This window comes from Streptomyces melanogenes, from assembly GCF_014649795.1.
Classification (GTDB): domain Bacteria; phylum Actinomycetota; class Actinomycetes; order Streptomycetales; family Streptomycetaceae; genus Streptomyces; species Streptomyces noboritoensis.
In genome coordinates this window covers 50755-71210 of the sequence record NZ_BMTS01000015.1, presented here as the reverse complement: position 1 = coordinate 71210, position 20456 = coordinate 50755, and the positions used below count along the sequence as shown (strand labels likewise).

The window sequence follows — 20456 nt, the reverse complement described above, 5'->3', positions numbered from 1 at the left end:
GGGGGACCCCTCTGGCAGTGCGTTCGAAATCAGGTCGACCGGATGTCATAACCGCTGGTAGTCATGGCGTATGACTGTGGACGTACGTGCTCTGGACCCCTCCGACTTCGACCAGTGGTACGGGGTGGTGGAGCGGGTGTTCGGGGCGACCCCGGAGGATCCGGAGCTGGAGGAGTTCTGGCGCACGGTGATCGATCCGGCGCGCTGCCTGGCGGCGTACGAGGGGTCGACCGTCGTCGGCACCACCCAGACCTTCGCGCTGCCGATCTCGGTGCCGGGCGGCGGGTTTGTGCCGACCGGGGCGGTCAGCGCGGTCGGCGTCGCGGCGACGCACCGCCGGCGCGGGATCCTCACGTCGATGATCCGGAGCCAGCTGGACGTCCTGCGCGAGGAGGGCGTCCCGCTCGCCGTCCTCACGGCGTCCGAGCCGGGGATCTACGGGCGGTACGGGTTCGGCCTCGCCACCCAGCAGATGAGCCTGGAGATCGACTCGTCGCGGGTGCGGGTGGAGGTGCCGGAGGGCGGGGAGGACGTGACCCTGCGGTACGCGTCCCTCGCCGAGGCCGCGTCGGTGTGCGAGGCCGTTTACGGGCGTGCGGTGGGGACGCGCGCGGGCATGTTCCTGCGCACGCCGGCCTGGGAGGGGCATCCGCTCCTCGACCCGGTGGGGATGCGGGACGGGGGGTCGCCCGCGCAGTGCGTGCTGGCCTCGCGGGGCGACGAGGTCGTGGGGTACGTCCGCTTCCACACGAAGCCGGTGTGGGACGCGGCGGGCCCGAAGGGCGTGGTGACGCTGCGGGACATCAACGCGGACTCGCCCGCCGTGTACGGGGCGCTGTGGCGGTTCCTGTGCGACATCGACCTGATGTCGACGGTGAAGGCGGGGAACCGGCCGGTGGACGACCCGCTGCTGCATCTCGTGTCCGATGTGCGGCGGTGTGGGGTACGGGTGCGGGACGGTCTGTACGTGCGCCTGGTGGACGTGGGCGCCGCTCTGTCCTCCCGCTCCTACTCGTCCCCCGTGGACCTCGTCCTCGACGTCTCCGACTCGTTCTGCGGGTGGAATGCGGGGCGGTGGCGGTTGAGTGGGGACGGGAAGGGGGCGGTGTGCTCGCGCACGGCGGACGCGGCGGATGTGGCGCTGTCGGCCCGGGACCTTGGCGCGGCCTTCCTGGGCGGCGTGTCCCTCTCCGCCCTGGCCTCGGCGGGCCGAGCCCGAGAGCTCAGGGAGGGCGCCCTGGCGGAGGCGAGCGCGGCGTTCACCACACCGCTGGCCCCGTGGCTGCCCCACGGCTTCTAGGGGTTTGAGCCCCCACCCCACCCCTTCCCTAAACCCTCCGGGGGTGGGTGGGGGGTGACGCTCCCGGGGGCGGGGCCTGCGGCCCCTGCACCCCGCCGCTTCGCGTTCGTCTGCGGACCGTCCCCAACTGGTCGCGCAGTTCCCCGCGCCCCTAAGATGCCGCTCCGCGGCAATCCCCGCTTTTAGGGGCGCGGGGAACTGCGCGACCAGCCCGCCACGGTCCGCAGACGAACTCAGGGGGTCTGGGGGCGCAGCCCCCAGCAGCCCACCCTGACCCACCACCCGGCCGCCCGCCCAGGGCTTTCGGGAAGGGGCGGGGTGGGGGTCTCTTCCGTTACGCGCGCGGCTGGCAGCTGGGGCACCAGAACAAGTTGCGGGCCGACAGGTCCGCCGTGCGGATCTCCGTACCGCAGATGTGGCACGGCAGCGTCGCGCGGCGGTACACGTACACCTCTCCGCCGTGGTCGTCCACCCGCGGCGCACGCCCCATCGCCTCCGGCATGTGCTCCGGACGCACCGTATCGATCCGGTTCAGGCGCACACCCTCCCGCATCAGCAGCACCAAGTCCGCCCACATCGCGTCCCACTCCGCACGCGACAACGAGCGACCCTCCCGGTACGGGTCCACCCCGTGGCGGAACAGGACCTCCGCCCGGTACACGTTCCCGACCCCCGCGATGACCTTCTGGTCGAGGAGGAGTGCCGCGATCGTCGTGCGGCTCCGCGAAATCCGGGCCCAGGCTTTCTCGCCGGTGTCGGCGGACCGCAGCGGATCCGGCCCCAGACGGGCATGTATGGACGCCTTCTCCGCGTCCGTGATCAGCGCGCAGGTCGTGGGCCCGCGAAGGTCCGCGTACCCACCCGGACCGGTCAACCGCAGACGTACCGTCTCCGTCGGCGGCGGCACCGCCCCCGTACCCAGCGCGTACTTACCGAACAGCCCCAGGTGGATGTGGATCCAGCCGACCGCCTCACCGAAGCCCAGGAACAGGTGCTTCCCGTGCGCCTCCGCGCACTCCAGCACCTGCCCGTCCACCAGCGCCGCCCCGTCCGAGAACTTCCCCTGCGGGCTGGACGCGCGTACGCGGCGGCCGCCGAACCACTGCTCGTGGTCGGCGGCCAGCCGGTGGATCGTGTGACCCTCGGGCATCGCGCGGGGTCAGGCCTGCGGGTGGTGCGCGGGGATCTCGGGGAGCTCGCCCGTCGTCTCGTACCGCGACAGCATCTCGATACGGCGGGTGTGGCGCTCCTCACCCGAGTACGGGGTGTTCAGGAAGATCTCGACGAACTTGGTCGCCTCTTCCTGGGTGTGCATCCGGCCGCCGACGGAGATCACGTTCGCGTCGTTGTGCTCGCGGCCCAGCGCCGCCGTCTGCTCGCTCCAGGCCAGGGCCGCACGGACGCCCTTCACCTTGTTCGCGGCGATCTGCTCGCCGTTGCCGGAGCCGCCGATCACGATGCCCAGCGAGTCCGGGTCCGCGGCCGTCTTCTCGGCGGCACGCAGGCAGAACGGCGGGTAGTCGTCCTGGGCGTCGTAGATGTGGGGACCGCAGTCGACGGGCTCGTGGCCGTGGGCCTTGAGCCACTCGACCAAGTGGTTCTTGAGTTCGTATCCGGCATGGTCTGAACCGAGGTACACGCGCATGCCCACGAGTGTGGCATGCGATCCGGCGGGCAGGGTTCATCGGGGTGAGGCCCGGTAAGGACCTTGGTCCCGGAGAACTGATGACCTTGTTCCCCTCATCACGATTCGGAGTCAGGCCTTCCGTACCTGGGAGTACCGGGCTTCAATGCGTTGGTTCGTAACCCGAGCGACCCTTAGACCTAAGGATTCGTCCATGACCTCGCAACCCTCCCTTGCGAAGGAAGAAGGCCGACCGGGCGATCCCGGAACGCCCGACTCCCCCGTCGTCGGCGCCCCGCACGGCTCCAACGGCCTCCAGGCCGGTCTCAAGAACCGTCACCTCTCGATGATCGCCATCGGCGGCGTCATCGGAGCGGGGCTCTTCGTCGGCTCCAGCTCCGGCATCGCCGCGGCCGGTCCCGCCATCCTGCTCTCGTACGCGCTCGTCGGCCTCATGGTCGTCTTCGTGATGCGGATGCTCGGCGAGATGGCCGCCGCCCGGCCGACCTCCGGCTCCTTCTCGGCCTACGCCGACCAGGCGCTCGGCCGCTGGGCCGGGTTCTCCATCGGCTGGCTGTACTGGTTCTTCTGGGTCGTGGTGCTCGCCGTCGAGGCGACCGCCGGAGCGAAGATCCTGCACGGCTGGGTCGGGGCGGTCCCGCAGTGGGGCTGGGCGCTGATCGTGATGATCGTGCTGACGGCCACCAACCTGGTGTCGGTCTCCTCGTACGGAGAGTTCGAGTTCTGGTTCGCCGGGATCAAGGTTGTCGCTATTGGGGCCTTTGTTGCCATCGGTCTGCTGGCCGTCTTCGGGATTCTTCCCGGGTCCGACAACCCCGGTGACGGGTTCGCGCATCTCACCGACGCCGGTGGATTCATGCCGAAGGGGGCCGGGGCCATCCTCACCGGTGTCCTGATGGTCGTCTTCTCCTTCATGGGCAGCGAGATCGTCACCCTGGCCGCCGGCGAGTCCGAGGACCCGCAGCGCGCCGTCACCAAGGCCACCAACAGCGTGATCTGGCGCATCGGCGTCTTCTACCTGGGCTCGATCCTCGTCGTCCTGTCGCTCCTCAAGTGGAACGACCCGGCGATCGTCAAGGACGGCTCGTACGTCGCGGCGCTCAACTCGATCGGCATCCCGCACGCGGGCCAGATCATGAACGTGATCGTGCTGACGGCGGTGCTGTCCTGCCTCAACTCCGGCCTGTACACCGCCTCCCGCATGGCGTTCTCGCTCGGCCAGCGCGGTGACGCGCCGCGCGCCTTCGCCCGTACCAACGCGCGGGGCGTGCCGCAGGCGGCCATCATCGGCTCGGTCCTCTTCGGATTCGTGGCCGTCTTCTTCAACTACAAGTGGCCCGACACCGTCTTCGACTTCCTGCTGAACTCGTCCGGCGCGGTCGCGCTGTTCGTGTGGCTGGTCATCTGCTTCACGCAGCTGCGGATGCGCGGGATCATCCTGCGCGAGACGCCGGAGAAGCTGACGGTGAAGATGTGGCTCTTCCCGTATCTGACGTGGGCGACGATCGCGATGATCTCCTTCGTGCTCGTCTACATGCTCACCGATGACGCCGGGCGCAAGCAGGTGCTGCTGTCCCTGCTGGTCGCGGCGATCGTCGTGGCGATCGCCGTGGTGCGCGACTTCATGCAGCGCGGCACGGTCGTCGAGCTCGCCACCGCTACCGCTCAGAGCGGTGTGAACGACGAGGTCACCGCGGAGTAGGTGCGCAGGGCGTCGTCCTCGGTGGCGGCGAGGTACCAGATGTTGACCTGGTACGACTTGCCGCCCTCGTCGAAGCCCATCTGGCGGGCCTTCCAGGGGTCGCCGTCCTGAGTGAAGTAGCAGTCCCAGACGACGGCCGGGCGGCCGTTGAAGGTGGTCCGCTCCAGTCGGATGTTCCGGTAGCCCGGGACGTCGTGGGAGCCCTGTTCGGCCGTCTGCCACTGGGTCAGGAGATCGCCGCCGCGTACGAGTGCGTACGAGGCGGCGATCTCCTGTTTTCCGCCGGGGGCGTGGTAGTGGATGTTGGACGGGCTCTTGGCGGTCCGCGTCCAGCCCTTGGGGGGTGCCCAGGCGAAGCCGGTCTCGCCCCTGGTGCCGGGGGGTGGGGAGCTGGGGGGACGGGAGGTGCCGGCGACGGTGGGGCTGCTTGCGCTGCCGGATGCCTTGTTGTTGTCGCCTGTGCCGTGGGTTGTGGCCAGGACGACCGCTATGGCTGTGGCTGTGGTTACTGCTGCGGCGGCGGTGAGGGCTAGGCGGCGGCGGTTCCCCCACCCCGCCCCTTCCCGCTGTGACATTTGCGGCTCCGCCGCGTGGCCTCCGGGGGTGGGGGTGGGCTGAGGTGGGAGGGGAGGGAGGGGTGTTTCTGGGGGCTGCGCCCCCAGACCCCCAGCGGGGGCTCCGCCCCCTGCGCCCCCGGTGGGAGGTGGGGGGAGCGTGGCCGCGCCCGGCCCCCCTTCGGGGCTCTGCCCCTGGGAGGTGGGTGGGGGGAGCGTCGGTGCCCCGGGCCCTCCGGTGGGGGGTGGGGGCAGCGTGGACGCTCCAGCCCCTGCCTCCCAGGCTGGGCGCTGGCTCGGGCCCGGCTCGGGGGGCGGTGTCTCCCGTACTGGCGTGTGGGCCGGGACCGCCAACGTCGGAGTGCGGGCCAGGATTGTTGGCGGGGCCGCTATCGGCATCAGGAGCGTCGTCAGGGCGGCCAGGGTCGGGCGGTCGTCCGGGGTCTTCACCAGGAGCGACGCCAGCACCGGCGCCAAGGGGCCCGCCGAGTCCGGGAGTTCGGGCTCCTCGTACAGGACCGCGTGCAGTGTCGCCAGCGTCGTCTCGCGGGCGAACGGGGACTGGCCGCCCACCGCCGCGCACAGCGTCGCGCCAAGCGACCACAGGTCCGACGCCGGGCCCTGGGGCCTGCCGCCCACCCGTTCCGGCGCCATGTAGTCCGGCGAACCGACCAGCATCCCCACCACCGTCAGCGCCGTCGCGTCCTGGATCGCCGCGATGCCGAAGTCCGTCAGGACCACCCTTCCTGTGCGGCTCAGGAGCACGTTGCCTGGTTTTATGTCCCTGTGGAGGACTCCTACCGCGTGTACCTCCTTCAGCGCCTCCACCAAGCCCAGTCCGATCCTCGCCGCCTCGCGCGGGGTCACCGGGCCGTCCTCCACCAGAAGTTGCTCCAAGGAGCGCGAGTCCACCAGCTCCATCACGATCCAGAGGCGGTCGGACTCCTCCACCACGTCGTAGACGCGCACCACATTGGGATGGTCGATACGGGCCGTCGCCCGCGCCTCGCGCAGGGTGCGTTCGCGGCGGATGCGGCTGTCCTCGGCGTCCAGGTCGTTCATCCGCATCTCTTTCACGGCGACCTGGCGGTCCAGGATTTCATCGAACGCCCGCCACACCCGCCCCATTCCACCCTGGCCGATCGTGACGTCGAGTCGGTATCGCCCCGCGACCAACAGCCCCCGAATTCCCGGCATTACCGCCCGCCCCCTCAGCACCTGGTGCGACCAGGACAGAAACACGAACTTGCCACCATCACAGCATAATTCCGCGAAATCTTGTGGGACCCTTCTCAGCACTGCTCTCAGTACGCCAGCCGCCCAACTCGGCTGAGGGGGATGGGGAAATGCGTTCGAAGAAACACTGGGGATCCGTGGCCGCCGGTCTTTTCGCCGGGCTGCTCGTTCTGCCTCTGGGAGCGTCGGCCTTTGCCGCCGATCCCACACCCGGTAGTGATCAGGGCGGATCGCCTGGGCCCAGCGCCCCGGCCGAGCTCAAGATCTCCACCGAGCTGCCGAAGGAAATCAAGGTCGCCAATTCCTCCGGGAAAACCACTCTCACCGCGAAAATCATCAACAAGGGCACCAAGGACACCGGCCAGATCACCCTTACCGTCCTCGGTCTCGACGGTATGCGGATCACCGGTGTGGACGGGTGCGTAACCGTTCCCGAGAACAAACTACCGAAGGGCACCAACACCGGATTCGCCTGTGTCATCGACAACTTGGGCGCCGGTGCCGACAAGTCGTACAGCGTCTCCGCCACGTACGACCTGAACAAGACCGGGAAGATCTGTCTGCCTGTCACCGAAGGCACCAGCGAGAAGCTGCTGTGGCAGCAAGGGCCCGTCCCCTTCGGGACCACCAAGCCCACCCCCAACGCCCCCGACACCCCGCTCCTGCTCGGCACCGACAACGTGCCCGCCGCCCCGCCCGGCGGCTCCGCCAGCCCGACCCCGGCCCCGTCCACACCCGGCACCCCCGCCCCGACCCCGCCGTCCCAGCTCCCCAAGACCGGCGTCAACGACGGCGTACTGCCGCTCCTCGCGGCCGCCGGCCTGCTCCTCTTCGTCGGCACCACCGGCATCTGGTGGGCCAACACCCGCCATCACCGCAGGCGTACGCACTGATGAGCATGTGAATGCGAAAAGGGCCCGGACGCGCTCAGCGCGTCCGGGCCCCCTTATGACGGTGCCTACTTGCCGCCCGCGAACTTCCACGCCGTCGGCAGCGCCCCCATCGCCAGCGCCGCCTTCAGCGCGTCGCCCAGCAGGAACGGGGTCAGGCCCGCCGCGACCGCCTGGTTCAGGGACATGCCGGTCGAGGCCGCCAGGTACGGGACGCCGACCGCGTAGATGATCGCCGAGCCGAGGACCATCGTGCCCGCCGTGCGCGCCACCGAGCGGTCGCCGCCGCGGCGGGCGAGGGCGCCCACGACAGTGGAGGCGAGCAGCATGCCGAGCACATAGCCGAAGGACGCGCCGCCCGCGCCCGAGGTGCCGCCCGCGAACCACGGCATCCCGGACATGCCGATCAGCGCGTACAGCCCGAGCGAGAGGAAGCCGCGGCGGGCGCCGAGCGAGGTGCCGACCAGCAGGGCCGCGAAGGTCTGGCCGGTGACCGGGACCGGGGAGCCCGGGACGGGCACGGCGATCTGGGCGGCCACGCCGGTGAGCGCCGCGCCGCCGAGCACCAGGGCGACATCGCGGGTGCGGGCGCCGGGCAGCAGATCGGCGAGGACCTTTCCGGTACGGGGTGCGGCAGGGGCGGTGACAGTGGTCGTGGCCATCGGGGGCTCCGCGAGGTCGGGGACGGGCAGATACGTGCTGAGGACATACGTGCTGGGGACAACGGTGACGTTAGCCGAGGGATTCTCACTCGATCACCATCAGCGGCCCACAAAGCGGCGGTTGGGGCCTTGGTGGAGATCGCACAAAGGCCGGACTGCTTCCGTCCGTTGACGTGACCCTCGTCACTGCGCCGATGAGGAGTACGGGTGGTTTTGCGGATCGGGGCGGGGCTCGGGGAGACTGTAGGTTCCCTATAAACGATCAGTTGCTGATCCGAGAGTGACGAGCGCCATGCACGACGGCAAGACCACGGCCGGGGCCACCGCCGCCGACACCGCCTCGGTGGACGCCGAGCCGCTGTCCCACGGGCTGAAGCAGCGCCATCTGACCATGCTGGGCCTGGGCGGGGTGATCGGCGCCGGTCTCTTCGTGGGGTCGAGCGCCGGGATCGCCGTGGCGGGGCCGGGGATCGTCGTCTCGTATCTCATCGCGGGCGCGATCGCGATGCTGGTGATGCGGATGCTCGGCGAGATGTCGTCGGCGATGCCCGCCTCGGGGTCGTTCTCGGTCCACGCCGAGCGGGCGCTCGGCCGGTGGGCCGGGTTCAGCGTCGGCTGGCTGTACTGGTTCCTGCTGGTGGTCGTCCTCGCCGTGGAGGCGACGGGCGCGGCCCAGATCGCGCACGGCTGGGTGCCGGGGATGCCGCAGTGGGCCTGGGTCCTGGTCTTCATGGTCGTCTTCACCGGCGCCAACCTGGCGGCGGTGAAGAACTTCGGCGAGTTCGAGTTCTGGTTCGCCACGCTCAAGGTCGGCGCGATCGTGCTGTTCCTGGCGCTGGGGCTGCTGGCCGTGTTCGGCGTGCTGCCCGACACCGACCCGGTCGGGTTCACCAACCTCACCGGGCAGGGCGGCTTCCTGCCCAACGGCTGGGACGGCGTGGTCTCCGGCGTCCTCGCGGTGATCTTCGCGTTCGGCGGCCTCGAGGTCGTCACCATCGCGGCCGCCGAGTCGGACGACCCGGTGCGCGCGGTCGGCCGCGCGGTGCGCAGCGCGGTCTGGCGCATCCTCTTCTTCTATGTCGGCTCGATGCTCGTCATCGTGACCCTGCTGCCGTGGACCTCGATGCAGCCCGGCCACAGCCCGTACGTCGCCGTGCTCGACTCCATCGGCGTCTCCGGCGCCGGGCAGATCATGAACGTGGTGGTCTTCGTGGCCCTGCTCTCCGCGCTCAACGCCAACCTCTACGGCTCCTCGCGGATGGTCTTCTCGCTGGCCGAGCGCGGCGAGGCGCCGAAGGGGCTGCTGAAGGTGGCGGGCGGGGTGCCCCGGCGCGCGGTGCTGGCGTCGGTGGCCTTCGGGTTCGTCTCGGTGCTGCTCAATCTGAAGTGGCCCGACTCGGTCTTCCTCTACATGCTCAACGCGGTCGGCGCGGTGCTCCTGTTCGTGTGGGGCCTGATCGCCGTCTCGCAGCTGCGGCTGCGCCGCCGGATCGAGCGCGAGGCCCCGGAGCGCCTCACCCTGCGGATGTGGGCGTTCCCGTATCTGACGTGGGCGGCGCTCGCGGCGATGGCGGCGGTGCTCGTCCTGATGCTCCTCGACGACGACGCCCGCCCCCAGGTGCTGTGGTCGGCGGGTGCGACGGCCGCGGTGCTCGTGGTCGCGTTCGTACGGGAGTGGCGTACGAGGGCGGGGACCGTTGAGGCGGCCGGAACAGCCGACCGATCGTCAGGTCGGTAGTTACGGGCGGGTTTGGCGGGACCCACGAGGACGGAAGTGTGCATTCCGTGGACAAGATGTGCGCAGAGCTTCACGCTGTGTGAGTCGAGTGTCCGGATAGCGGTCTGGTGTTCCCTCTGAGCGGTGCCGCACCCAGACTGTGGCTCCCGCTCCCCGTCTCAGCTACTGAACAGGGCCTGCCCATGTCCCGGACAAACGCGCCCGCGACGACCGACGCGCAGCCGAAGGTCGACTCCCCCCTCACCCACGGCCTCAAGCAGCGCCATCTCTCGATGATCGCCCTCGGCGGCGTCATCGGCGCCGGGCTCTTCGTCGGCTCCGGTGCCGGAATCGCCGCCGCCGGGCCCTCGATCATCCTCGCGTACGGCATCTCCGGCGCGCTCGTCATGCTCGTGATGCGCATGCTGGGCGAGATGTCGGCGGCCAACCCCGCATCGGGCTCCTTCTCCGTGCACGCCGAGCGGGCCATCGGCCCCTGGGCCGGTTTCACCGCCGGCTGGGCGTTCTGGGTGCTGCTCTGCGTGGCGGTCGGCCTGGAGGGCATCGGCGCCGCCAAGATCGTCACCGGTTGGCTGCCCGGTACGCCCGAGTGGGCCTGGGTCGCGCTGTTCATGCTCGTCTTCACCGCCACCAACCTGGCGGCCGTGAAGAACTTCGGCGAGTTCGAGTTCTGGTTCGCCGCGCTCAAGGTCGCCGCGATCACCCTCTTCCTCGTCCTCGGCCTGCTCGCCATCCTCGGCGTCCTGCCGGACACCCCGGCCCCCGGCACCTCGAACCTCACCGGCGAGGGCGGATTCCTGCCCAACGGCTCCGAGGGCCTGGTGCTCGGACTGCTCGCCTCCGTCTTCGCGTACGGCGGTCTGGAGACGGTCACCATCGCGGCCGCCGAGTCCGAGAAGCCGGTCCAGGGCGTCGCCCGCGCGGTGCGCACGGCCATGTGGCGCATCGCCGTCTTCTACATCGGCTCGATGGCGGTCATCGTCACGCTGGTGCCCTGGAACGACAAGACCGTGGTGGAGAAGGGCCCGTACGTGGCGGCGCTCGACCACCTCGGCATCGACGGCGCCGGGCAGATCATGAACGTGGTCGTCCTGGTCGCCCTGCTCTCCGCGATGAACGCCAACATCTACGGCGCGTCCCGCATGGCGTACTCGCTGGTCGACCGGGGCCAGGGCCCCAAGGCGCTCGGCCGGATCTCCGGCGGCGTGCCGCGCGTCGGGGTGCTGTGCTCCTCGGTCTTCGGCTTCGGGTGCGTGCTGCTGAGCTACTGGCGGCCGGACGACGTCTTCCCCTGGCTGCTGAACATGATCGGCGCGGTGATCCTGGTCGTCTGGATCTTCATCGCCGTCTCCCAGCTGCTGCTGCGCCGGCGCACCGAGCGCGAGACGCCGGAGAAGCTGGTGGTGCGGATGTGGCTGTACCCGGGGCTGACCTGGGTGGCGCTGGCGGCGATGGCCGGGATCTTCGTCCTGATGGCCCGTCAGTCCGACACCCGCGACCAGCTGATGGCGACGGGCGTACTGACGGTGGTCCTGGCCGTCATCGGCTACGCCCGCCAGCGCATGGGAGCCCGCCAGGAGGCCTGAGCCGCCCTGCCCCTAGTCCGCGCGAAGCCCTGCGTCCGGAGGTCCTAGACCTCGGGACGCAGGGCTTTTTGCTGAGGTCACCCTTAGCTGCGACAGCGCATACCTGCTGGTAGCGTGCACTTGCACATCAATTGCAACAAGCAGTCGGAGGGGCTTCGGACATGGCCATTTACACGCTTCCTGAACTTCCGTACGACTACGCCGCGCTCGAACCCGTCATCAGCCCGGAGATCATCGAGCTGCACCACGACAAGCACCACGCGGCGTACGTGAAGGGCGCGAACGACACCCTGGAGCAGCTCGCGGAGGCCCGCGACAAGGACGCCTGGGGCTCGATCAACGGCCTGGAGAAGAACCTCGCGTTCCACCTCTCCGGCCACATCCTGCACTCGATCTACTGGCACAACATGACCGGCGACGGCGGCGGCGAGCCGCTCGACAAGGACGGCGTCGGCGAGCTCGCGGACGCCATCGCCGAATCCTTCGGCTCCTTCGCCAAGTTCAAGGCCCAGCTGACCAAAGCGTCCGCGACGACGCAGGGTTCGGGCTGGGGCGTCCTCGCGTACGAACCGGTCAGCGGCCGTCTCGTCGTCGAGCAGATCTACGACCACCAGGGCAACGTCGGCCAGGGCTCCACCCCGATCCTGGTCTTCGACGCCTGGGAGCACGCCTTCTACCTCCAGTACAAGAACCAGAAGGTGGACTTCATCGAGGCGATGTGGCGCGTCGTCAACTGGCAGGACGTGGCGAAGCGTTACGCCGCCGCCAAGGCCGCCGGGAACAACCTGCTGCTCGTCCCGTAGGGCCGTACCCGGCTCTGCCCCCAGATCGTCCTGCTCGTGATCGTCTTCTCAACCTTCACTTGCGGACGGAAACACGGACGGCCCCCGCGAGGACGTGACTCGCGGGGGCCGTTCGCGTGCGCGCATCCGTGCGCCGGTGCAGTGCGCCGGTGCTTCACCCCTTCACCCCGGCCCCGTTGTCAGTGGCGGGTGCCATGCTCGGAGCCATGGACACACAGGAGTTCTGGACGCTCATCGACGACGCCCGCGCGCAGGTGGCACACGCGGCGGACGCCGAGGCGGTCGCGGCGCGGGCCGCGGACCTGCTGTCGGCCCGGCCGGTCGCCGAGATAGTGGCATTCCAGCAGGTCTTCTGGGACCTGATGGCCGCCTCCTACCGCCAGCCGCTCTGGGCCGCGGCGTACACGATCAACGGCGGGTGCTCGGACGACGGGTTCGACTACTTCCGGGGCTGGCTGATCGCGCAGGGGCGCGAGGTGTTCGACCGCGCGGTGGCGGACCCGGACGCGCTGGCGGGCCTGACGGCGGTGCGGGACGCGGCGGTGGAGGGCTGGGAGATGGAGTGCGAGGAGGCGCTCGGCATCGCCTGGGACGCGCATCTGGCCGCGACCGGCAAGGAGCTGCCCGGCGACAGCTTCACGATCCGCTACCCGGAGCTGGACCCGGGCTGGGACTTCGACTTCGACGACACGGGGGAGATAGCGAAGCGCCTGCCGCGGCTGGCGGCGCTGTACGGGGAGTAGACCGGCGGTGCGGCACGGCCCCGCGCGTGCGTGACGCGCGGGGGCCGTGACACCGGGGGCCGGATCAGTCGAAGATCGGGCCCTGGGTGCGCGTCCGCTTGATCTCGTAGAAGCCCGGGGTCGAGGCGACCAGGAGCGTGCCGTCCCACAGGCGCGCGGCGGCCTCGCCCTTGGGGGCCGGGGTGACGACCGGGCCGAAGAAGGCGATCTGCTCGCCGTCCGCGCCGGGCACGGCGATGACCGGGGTGCCGACGTCCTGGCCGACCTTGTCTATGCCCTCCTTGTGGGAGGCGCGCAGCTCCGCGTCGAACTCGTAGGCGCTGTTGTCGACCTCCGCGTAGTCGGCGAGCTCGGCGGGCAGGCCCGCCTCCTCCAGGGCGGCGACGATGACCTCGCGGCCGGAGCCGAGGTCCTGGTTGTGGAAGCGGGTGCCCAGCGCGGTGTACAGCTTGCCGAGCACCTCCTCGCCGTGCTTCTGCTGCGCGGCCATGACGACCTGGACCGGGCCCCAGGCCCGGGTCGTCAGGAACTCGCGGTAGGAGTCGGGCAGCTCGTCGAGCTTGTCCTCGTTGAGGACGCCCAGGCTCATCACGTGCCAGCGGACCTCCACGTCACGGACCTTCTCGACCTCCAGCATCCAGCGGGACGTCATCCAGGCCCAGGGACAGAGCGGGTCGAACCAGAAGTCGACAGGGGTCTTCCCGGTCTGGGGCACGGTCTCGGACATGTCTCTCCTCATCGGGGCACGCTCGGTTGATCGAGGAAGGGAACGCCTCCGGCCACCCGCCGCATTCCCGCGTGTCCGGGGCCCGGCGGGCATGGCAGGATCGGTGCTGTTCGAACGAGACACGAAGGAGTGCCCGTGCCCGGAGAGAATCTGTCCCGCGACGAGGCCCGTGAGCGGGCAGATCTGCTGTCCGTCGACGGGTACGAGGTCGCCCTCGATCTGCGGTCCGCGATCGGGGACGCCCCGGACGGGCCGCGTACGTTCCGGTCGGTCACCACGATCCGGTTCCGCTGCGCGCGGCCGGGCGCGGAGTCCTTCGCGGACCTGGTGGCGCCGTCGGTGAACGCGGTGACCCTGAACGGCAAGCCGCTGGAGGTGGCCGCGGTCTTCGACGGCACCCGGGTGGCGCTGGCGGACCTGGCCGCGGAGAACGTGCTGGTGGTGGACGCGAACTGCGCGTACAGCCGGACCGGCGAGGGTCTGCACCGCTTCGTCGACCCGGAGGACGGCGAGGTCTACCTCTACACGCAGTACGAGCCGGCCGACTCCCGGCGGGTGTTCGCGAACTTCGAGCAGCCCGACCTGAAGGGCTCCTTCCGTTTCGAGGCGACGGCCCCCGAGGGCTGGACGGTCTGGTCCAACGGCGAGGGCGCCCGGGGCGAGGACGGGGTCTGGCGGTTCGCCGAGACCAAGCCGATCTCCACGTACATCACGTGCGTGGTGGCCGGGCCGTACCACTACGTGACGGACACCTACCGCCGCACGTTCGACGACGGCACCACCCTGGAGATCCCGCTCGGCGCGATGTGCCGCAAGGGCCTGGCCCGGCACTTCGACGCGGACGACGTGTTCCTCGTCACCAAGCAGGGCTTCGACTTCTTCCACGACCAGTTCGACTACCCGTACCCGTTCGGCAAGTACGACCAGGCCTTCGTGCCGGAGTACAACCTGGGCGCGATGGAGAACCCGGGCCTGGTGACCTTCCGCGAGGAGTTCATCTTCCGGGGCAAGGTGACGCAGGCGGCCTACGAGCGGCGCGCCAACGTCATCCTGCACGAGATGGCGCACATGTGGTTCGGCGACCTGGTCACCATGCAGTGGTGGGACGACCTGTGGCTGAAGGAGTCCTTCGCCGACTTCATGGGCAGCTTCTCGCAGGTCGAGGCGACCCGGTTCACCAACGGCTGGATCACCTTCGCCAACGGCCGCAAGTCCTGGGCGTACCGCGCGGACCAGCTGCCGTCCACGCACCCGATCACGGCCGACATCCGTGACCTGGAGGACGCCAAGCTCAACTTCGACGGCATCACCTACGCCAAGGGCGCCTCGGTCCTCAAGCAGCTGGTGGCGTACGTGGGGCGGGACGCGTTCCTGGAGGGCGCCCGGCGCTACTTCAAGCGCCACGCGTACGGGAACACCCGCCTGGGCGACCTCCTGTCGGTCCTGGAGGAGGTCTCCGGCCGCGACATGGCGTCCTGGTCGCGCTCCTGGCTCCAGACGGCGGGCCTCAACTCGCTGACCCCGGTGGTCACTTACGACGCGGGTGACCGGATCACCGAGCTCGCCGTGGTCCAGGAGGCCGTCGAGGCGTATCCGACGCTGCGCCCGCACCGGGTCGCGGTCGGCCTCTACCGCTCCGAGGCGGGTGCGCTGGTGCGGTACGCACGCGCCGAGGTCGACGTGGACGGCCCGCGCACGGTGGTGGCGGAGCTGGCCGGGGCCGAGCGGCCCGAGCTGATCCTGGTCAACGACGACGACCTCACGTACTGCAAGATCCGCTTCGACGAGGGCTCGCTCGCCACGCTGCGGACCAACCTCGGCGACATCACGGACCCGCTGGCGCGCGCCCTGTGCTGGTCGGCGCTGTGGAACCTGACGCGGGACGCTCTCATGCCCGCGCGGGACTTCGTCGAGCTGGTGCTGGCCCACTCCGGGCGCGAGACGGACATCGGCGTGCTCCAGATGCTGCACGCCTGGACCCGCTCGGCGCAGACGCACTACGCGGCGCCCGAGTGGCGCGAGCAGGGCGGGCGGCTGCTGGCCGAGGGTGCGATGCGCGAGCTGCGGATCGCGGCGCCGGGCAGTGAGCACCAGCTGGCCTGGGCGCGTTTCTTCGCCTCCACGGCGACGACCGACGCCGACTTCCAGCTCCTGGAGGGGCTGCTCGAAGGCACCGCGAAGATCGACGGCCTGGACGTCGACCAGGAGCTGCGCTGGGTGCTCCTGGAGCCGCTGGCCGCGCACGGCCGCGCCGACGAGTCGGCGATCGACGCCGAGCTCGCCCGCGACGACACCGCCTCCGGCAAGCGCCACCAGGTGCGCTGCCTTGCGGCCCGGCCGTCGGCGGCGGTCAAGGCGCAGGCCTGGGCGCAGGTCGTCGAGTCGGACTCGCTCTCGAACGCGCTGGTGGAGGCCACCATCTCCGGCTTCGGCCAGCCCTCCCAGCGCGAGCTGATCGCTCCGTACGCACCGAAGTACTTCGAGGTGATCGAGCGCGTCTGGGCCGACCGGTCGATCCAGATCGGCATGGACGTCGTACGGGGGCTCTTCCCGAGCCTGCGGGACAACCGCTCGACGCTCGATGCCACGGACGAATGGCTGACCGCCCACCCGGACGCGGCCCCGGCGCTGCGCCGGCTGGTCCTTGAGGCCCGTGACGACCTGGCCCGCACCCTGCGCGGCCAGGAGTGCGACGCGGCGGCCGCCGCCCGCTGACGCCCGGCGGGGGGCCCGGCGACGGGCCCCCTGATCGGCACTCGAACGCCCGTACTTTAGGACGGGCTTGTCCGGAATTGTCGACGGGCTTGTAACAGCGGTTAAGGGCCGCTCCGGGCGCGGAACACCCCCCGGCATGAACCACAACACCCCGACCTTCGGCGGCGAGACCCCTTCCCCGCTCTCCCCGCGCCCCCTCAGCCACCTCACCGACGTGCACCGGCGCGTCTACTCGGCCGCGCAGCTGCGCGCCCACGGCGTCCCGGCCGCCAGCGCCGCCGCCCAGTGCCGCCCCGGCGGCCCCTGGCAGCAACTCCTGCCCGGCGTCTATGTGTTGCACCCGGGACCGCCCACCAGCGAGGAGCGGCTGCACGCGGCCCTGCTGTACGCGGGGCGCCCGGCCCCCGAGCGCGCCAAGGCGATCCCGGCCCAGGGCCAGGCGCACGCGGCGCCGTGCGACGCGGTCGTCACCGGGCTCGCCGCGCTCGCCCTGCACCGCTTCTCCTCCGCTCCCCCGCTGCTCTCGCTCGACCGGATCGACGTGCTGGTGCCGCGCACCCGGCGGCTGCGCTCGACCGGCTGCGTACGCCTGGTGCGGGCGCATGTGATGCCGGTGCCGGAGCCGGTGGCGGGGGTGCCGGTGGCGCCGGTGCCGAGGGCGCTCGCGGACGCGGTGGCCCAGCTCACCGACGCGCACGCGGTACGTCGGCTGCTCACCGAGGCCGTACGCGGCGGACACTGCGAACCAGCAGCGCTCGTACGGGAGTTGACGCAGGCACGGCTGCTGACGCGGGCGCACGTGGTGGACGCGGTGGACGCGCTGCTCGCCGAGGGCCGGGCCATCGCCGAGAACCGGCTCTACGAGCTGGTGCGCGTCCACGACCTGCCCGACCCGCTGTGGAACGTGGACCTGCGGCTGCCGGGCGGGCCGCACATCGGGGGCCTGGACGCCTACTGGCCCGACCAGGCGGTGGCGCTGGAGCTCGACACCCGGGCGCCGCGCCAGGGCAAGCCGCGCGGGGAGGAGGAGGACGAGCTGTGGTGCGAGTACACCCGCAAGCGGGACACGCTGGAGCGGCTCGGGATCACCGTCGTGCACGTCACGCCCAGGAAGCTGCGCGAGTCGATGGAGCAGCAGGCGACCGTCGTCCGCACCGCCCTGATGGCCTCGGCGGACCGGGAGCCCGCCGCGTATGTGGTGGTGCTCCCCCGGTGAACGGGGGAGCACCACGGGGTCACTTGACGAACGCGACCGGCCCGGCGACCGGCTTGACCGGCTTGACCGCCGGGGTGGTGCCGCAGAACTCGGCCAGCACGACCGCGTCGGCGTCGCCCGACCAGTCGCCGTTGAAGTTGAACGCCAGCGAATGGCGCCCGTCCCCGGTGGTGACCGCCATGGACGACGAGCCGTGGATCCCGCCGCCGTGGCCCCAGATCTCGGTGCCGCAGGGCAGCTTGTTCATCTGCAGACCGAGCCCGTAGCCGGCGTCGGGGGTGTCGGCGCTCATCGGGACGGCGGTCTTCATCTCCTTGAGCTGGCGCGGCGGCAGCAGCTCACCGGTCAGCAGGGCGCGGTAGAACCGGTTCAGATCGGCCGAGTTCGACACCATCTCGCCCGCCGAGCTCGCCATCGACGGGTTGAGCGCGGTGACGTCGTACGTCCTTCCGGTCGACTCCGTGGACAGCTTGGAATACGCCCGGCCGCTGGGCCGCGGCATCCGGGAGTCGGTGCCCGGGACCGTGGTGGAGCGCAGGTGCAGCGGGCGCAGGATGCGGCGCTCGATCTCGCTGGCGTAGGAGTGGCCGGTGGCCTTCTCGACCACCATTCCGGCCAGGACGAAGTTGGTGTTGGAGTAGCGCCAGGAGGCGCCCGGCTCGAAGTTCGGCGCGTGGGTCATCGCGATGTCCACCAACTGCCGCGGCGTGTAGGTGTCATAGCGGTGCTGGAGGAATTCCGTGCCGAAGATCCGCTGCCCGAAGGCCGGGTCCTGGGTGTAGTTGTAGATGCCGCTGGTGTGGTTGAGGAGCCGGCGCAACGTGATCTTCTTGCCGTCGTGGCCGTTGCCCCGCACCACGCCCGGCAGCCAGTGCTCGACGGTGTCGTCCAGGCTCAGCCTGCCCTCGGCTTCGAGCTGGAGGATGACGGTGGCCACGAACGTCTTGGTGATGGACCCGACCCGGTAGCGGTCCTCGGCCTGCCGCTCGCGCCCGGTGCGCAGATCGGCGACGCCGGAGTCCCCGGTCCAGGTGCGCCCGTCCTGCTGGGCGACGCCGATCACGCCCGGCACGCCGTCGCGCACGGCCGCGTCCATCGCCTGCTGGGTGACTTGATGGGAAGCGGGTGCCGCCTCCCGCGCGGAGGCCGGGCCCGCCGCGCACACCGTCGCGGTGATCCCGGCGGCCACCACCACCCCGAAGACGGTGGTCCTGACTCTCCTGCCCGTACGTACCGACATGCGGCTCTCCCTGTCGCCCGCGGCGCCCACGACGGCGCCGTCGGCGGACAGGACTCCGCCCCCGCCGGACGCGTTGCCCGGCGGGGGCGGGGTTGAGCGGATTTCAGCCGATCCCGAATTCACTCGGAAGGGTTGGCCGGTGAGTAGGCGGGCGCGGACCAGCGCAGCGGGCTCGCCCCCTCCGATTCCACCGCGTGTTCGACGGTGAACCGGACCGTGCGCTCCCCCGCCGCGAACACGGTGCGGGCCGTGCCCGAGAGCTGGAGCGTGGTGCCGCGCGTCCAGTCCACGAAGAGCAGCCCGGCGCGCGGGTCGGCCTCCAGGTTGCCGAGGGTGAGGAACATGGAGTTGCCGGGGTAGTCGCGCCACTCCAGCCGGGTGGGCGAAGTGACGCGCACGAAGCCGGGGTTGCCGCCCCGGTGGCTGGCGTCGACCCCGTCCGGGGCGGTGGTCGCGATGAAGAAGGTGTCGGCGGCGCGGACGAACTCCTCCTGGTCGGGGGTGAGCCGCTCGCCGCGCCGCACCTCGCCCGCCCCCTCCTCGTACGCCTCGATCTCGCGGTGCTGGAGGTACTTGGGGCAGTTCGAGAAGACCTGCTCGGCCTCGACGGCGAGGCCGCGCGGGGTCGGGCGGGCCGTGCCGTTGAGCCGCATCCGGCGCCGGGTGCGCGGGTCCAGCGCGATCGTGCCGACGGGGCTGTTCCCGGCCGCGAGCACCCCGGCGAGGGGGTCGCTCGCGGCGGGGCCGCGCGTGACCGAGATCTGGTGGGTCCCGGTGGCCCGGACGAAGCCGGGGCGGCCGGTGAGCAGCGAGGCCCACATCCGGCCGCGCTCGTCCGCCGCCCCGAGCACCAGCATCGGCTGGAGTTCGAGAAAGGCGGCGGCGACCGGCCGGATACCGGGCCCGATGGCACGCCCGACATGGTCGGCGGCCTCCCGGACACCGACACGGTCCTGCACGGCCCGGGAGCCGGGGTGGTAGGGGGTGGGCACGGTCATCGGGCTGTCCTCCGTTTCGAGTTCGTCTGCGGGCCGCCCCGGGGGATTGCCGCGGAGCGGCATTTTCAGGGGCGCGGGGAACTGCGCGACCAGCCCCCACCCAGCCGCACACGAAGGCCGGGCCTAGAAGAAGCCGCAGGTGGGGGCCGCCGACGGGGCGGGGGCCCGGTCCGCGCCCAGGGGAGCCGAGATCTCCAGCCGGATCCCGTCCGGATCGTGGAAGAAGATCCCTCCAGTGGCCGCGCCCTCGCGGTGCGCCACGATCCCCTCGTACGCGAACTCCACCCCGTACGCCCGCAGTTCGCTCTCGTACGCCTTCACCTCCTCGATCGAGTCGACGGCGAAGGCGAGGTGGTGCAGCCCGGCGCGGTCCGGGGCGAAGGCGGCGTCGGCCTGCTGCCAGAGGGTGAGCGAGAGCTGTCCGGCGCGGCCGAGGAGGGCGAAGCGGCGGCCCTCCTCCTTGCCCTCGGACAGGACCTCGAAGCCGAGGAGGTCCCGGTAGAAGCCGAGCGAGCGGTCGAGGTCGGTCACATTGAGGCCGATGTGGCCGGTGCGGAGCGTGCTGGTCGTCGCCGTCATGGCGGTCCCCTTCCCGAGCGAGGAGGTCATTTCGTCTAACCTCTTAATTTGATGTTAGAGGTTAGATGCAGGAGATGCAACCGGTCACGTAACCTTTAGTGGTTAGCACCGCCACCGAGATC

At 70.7% G+C, this 20456-nt stretch carries 17 protein-coding genes; 9 read left to right on the top strand and 8 right to left on the bottom strand.

All coding sequences use genetic code 11. The annotated features are described in order from the left end of the window. Nucleotides 1–70 precede the first annotated feature (70 nt). Nucleotides 71–1300, top strand: coding sequence for a GNAT family N-acetyltransferase (locus tag IE252_RS29255; RefSeq protein WP_190092442.1), 1230 nt, complete (start codon nt 71–73; stop codon nt 1298–1300). A gap of 334 nt (nt 1301–1634) precedes the next feature. Here the strand turns inward: IE252_RS29255 and IE252_RS29250 are convergent, their stop codons facing one another. Then, nucleotides 1635–2450: an Fpg/Nei family DNA glycosylase gene (locus IE252_RS29250; RefSeq protein ID WP_190092441.1), complete on the bottom strand. Its 816-nt coding sequence runs from the start codon at nt 2448–2450 to the stop codon at nt 1635–1637. Between the two features lie 9 nt (nt 2451–2459). Next, a complete protein-coding gene (locus tag IE252_RS29245) occupies nt 2460–2945 on the bottom strand; it encodes a ribose-5-phosphate isomerase (RefSeq protein ID WP_190092440.1) in 486 nt (161 codons plus the stop codon). A 193-nt stretch (nt 2946–3138) separates the two neighbouring features. Here IE252_RS29245 and IE252_RS29240 point away from each other — a divergent pair, with 193 nt between their 5' ends. Then, nucleotides 3139–4647: an amino acid permease gene (locus IE252_RS29240; RefSeq protein ID WP_190092439.1), complete on the top strand. Its 1509-nt coding sequence runs from the start codon at nt 3139–3141 to the stop codon at nt 4645–4647. Here IE252_RS29240 and IE252_RS29235 read toward each other — a convergent pair. Then, nucleotides 4611–6398 carry a serine/threonine-protein kinase gene (locus IE252_RS29235; RefSeq protein WP_190092438.1) on the bottom strand — a complete coding sequence of 596 codons (1788 nt, stop codon included), beginning with the start codon at nt 6396–6398 and terminating at the stop codon, nt 4611–4613. The two genes, IE252_RS29240 and IE252_RS29235, sit on opposite strands and share 37 nt — an antisense overlap. A 149-nt stretch (nt 6399–6547) precedes the next feature. On the opposite strand from IE252_RS29235, the gene IE252_RS29230 reads away from it, so the two are divergent. After that, a complete protein-coding gene (locus IE252_RS29230; protein WP_190092437.1) occupies nt 6548–7330 on the top strand; it encodes a hypothetical protein in 783 nt (260 codons plus the stop codon). Nucleotides 7331–7395: 65 nt separating this feature from the next. On the opposite strand, the gene IE252_RS29225 is transcribed toward IE252_RS29230, so the two are convergent. Further along, a complete protein-coding gene (locus IE252_RS29225) occupies nt 7396–7989 on the bottom strand; it encodes a biotin transporter BioY (RefSeq protein ID WP_190092436.1) in 594 nt (197 codons plus the stop codon). Nucleotides 7990–8281: 292 nt separating this feature from the next. Between IE252_RS29225 and IE252_RS29220 the strand changes: the two genes are divergently transcribed. The 4 genes from IE252_RS29220 to IE252_RS29205 all read left to right on the top strand — a co-directional run bounded on the left by IE252_RS29220 (nt 8282) and on the right by IE252_RS29205 (nt 12859). Continuing rightward, a complete protein-coding gene (locus IE252_RS29220; protein WP_190092435.1) occupies nt 8282–9727 on the top strand; it encodes an amino acid permease in 1446 nt (481 codons plus the stop codon). Nucleotides 9728–9909: 182 nt separating this feature from the next. Continuing rightward, nucleotides 9910–11313, top strand: coding sequence for an amino acid permease (locus IE252_RS29215; protein WP_190092434.1), 1404 nt, complete (start codon nt 9910–9912; stop codon nt 11311–11313). Nucleotides 11314–11474: 161 nt separating this feature from the next. Beyond that, entirely contained in the window at nt 11475–12116 is a 642-nt protein-coding gene (locus IE252_RS29210) for a superoxide dismutase (RefSeq protein WP_190092433.1), read from the top strand. Between the two features lie 206 nt (nt 12117–12322). Next, complete coding sequence (locus IE252_RS29205) at nt 12323–12859, top strand: DUF4240 domain-containing protein (protein WP_190092432.1); 537 nt, start codon at nt 12323–12325, stop codon at nt 12857–12859. A 64-nt stretch (nt 12860–12923) separates the two neighbouring features. On the opposite strand, the gene IE252_RS29200 is transcribed toward IE252_RS29205, so the two are convergent. Continuing rightward, nucleotides 12924–13586 carry a DsbA family oxidoreductase gene (locus IE252_RS29200; protein WP_190092431.1) on the bottom strand — a complete coding sequence of 221 codons (663 nt, stop codon included), beginning with the start codon at nt 13584–13586 and terminating at the stop codon, nt 12924–12926. A gap of 135 nt (nt 13587–13721) precedes the next feature. On the opposite strand from IE252_RS29200, the gene pepN reads away from it, so the two are divergent. Beyond that, on the top strand, nt 13722–16301 hold the full coding sequence (pepN, locus tag IE252_RS29195) for an aminopeptidase N (protein WP_190092430.1): 2580 nt from the start codon (nt 13722–13724) through the stop codon (nt 16299–16301). Nucleotides 16302–16437: 136 nt separating this feature from the next. After that, complete coding sequence (locus IE252_RS29190) at nt 16438–17517, top strand: hypothetical protein (protein ID WP_190092429.1); 1080 nt, start codon at nt 16438–16440, stop codon at nt 17515–17517. A 19-nt stretch (nt 17518–17536) separates the two neighbouring features. Here IE252_RS29190 and IE252_RS29185 read toward each other — a convergent pair whose 3' ends face one another. The 3 genes from IE252_RS29185 to IE252_RS29175 all read right to left on the bottom strand — a co-directional run bounded on the left by IE252_RS29185 (nt 17537) and on the right by IE252_RS29175 (nt 20334). Continuing rightward, the gene (locus tag IE252_RS29185) at nt 17537–18757 is read right to left on the bottom strand and encodes a serine hydrolase domain-containing protein (RefSeq protein ID WP_190092428.1); all 1221 of its coding nucleotides are present in this window, start codon (nt 18755–18757) and stop codon (nt 17537–17539) included. Between the two features lie 119 nt (nt 18758–18876). Further along, nucleotides 18877–19755 carry a pyridoxamine 5'-phosphate oxidase family protein gene (locus IE252_RS29180; protein ID WP_190092427.1) on the bottom strand — a complete coding sequence of 293 codons (879 nt, stop codon included), beginning with the start codon at nt 19753–19755 and terminating at the stop codon, nt 18877–18879. Nucleotides 19756–19878: 123 nt separating this feature from the next. Next, nucleotides 19879–20334, bottom strand: a complete 456-nt coding sequence (locus IE252_RS29175) for a VOC family protein (RefSeq protein WP_190092426.1) — start codon at nt 20332–20334, stop codon at nt 19879–19881. Nucleotides 20335–20456: the final 122 nt, after the last annotated feature.